The sequence below is a fragment of the Cryobacterium sp. MLB-32 genome (genome assembly GCF_000738085.1).
Taxonomy (GTDB): domain Bacteria; phylum Actinomycetota; class Actinomycetes; order Actinomycetales; family Microbacteriaceae; genus Cryobacterium.
Genome location: NZ_JPRS01000170.1, coordinates 1 through 690, shown reverse-complemented (window position 1 = coordinate 690; position 690 = coordinate 1). Strand labels below are relative to the sequence as shown.

General features: G+C 61.9%; 1 protein-coding gene. It reads left to right on the top strand.

Going from position 1 to position 690, the window contains the following annotated elements:
• Nucleotides 1-305: 305 nt before the first annotated feature.
• Nucleotides 306-662, top strand: coding sequence for a hypothetical protein (locus JF66_RS14950; RefSeq protein WP_035879284.1), 357 nt, complete (start codon nucleotides 306-308; stop codon nucleotides 660-662).
• Nucleotides 663-690 lie beyond the last annotated feature (28 nt).

Genomic DNA, 690 nt, shown 5'->3' with positions numbered 1-690 from the left:
TTCGGCCGCATGGGCGGGTTCGAACTGCCAACTTCTGCCCCTTGGGCATTTCGATCCGCCATGTTCTGCCCCTTGGCGGGCATCTCCCCCCCCCCGAAGGGGCGGATGTTGTCCTCTCGCGTGGCTGCGACAGGATGCGTGGCCGCGACAGCGCGGGCCGGTCACTCGGGCACGCTTGCACCCGTCTGGCGGTTGACAGACCGGGCAAGAGTGGGCACTATTTTTCACATCTAATGTGAGGTGTGGGAGATCGTTCAAAATAGTGCGGCTGCGGATGATCTCGCCGAAAAAACGGGAGGATCACCATGGAGCGTGGTTTGGACCTTGTATCTCAGGCCGAGGAATTCGCCGGTACGGACAACGTGATTGCCTTGGTCAAGGCCGTCTGGCAAGACCCGGACGTCGGGCGGCGCCTCCTTGAGCAGCGAGATGAGACCCTCGTCGAGTTTGGGATCGTGCTTCCCAAACATCTCGATCTGGTTCCTCTCGGTTTGGGCCGACGAGGCGGAAAGCCAACGCCGGATTTCACGCCCTTCGAGATTCGACTCACGCGCTGCAGAACCATACTGGTGCGTAATCCGGACACCGGACTCCCGCAGATGGAGACGGTGTGCTTCGGCATCGAGATCGTTCCTACCAAAGGGCCGCCGCCCATCGGCTGATGGCGAGTGCGGTGAGGTCCCTCGGGGG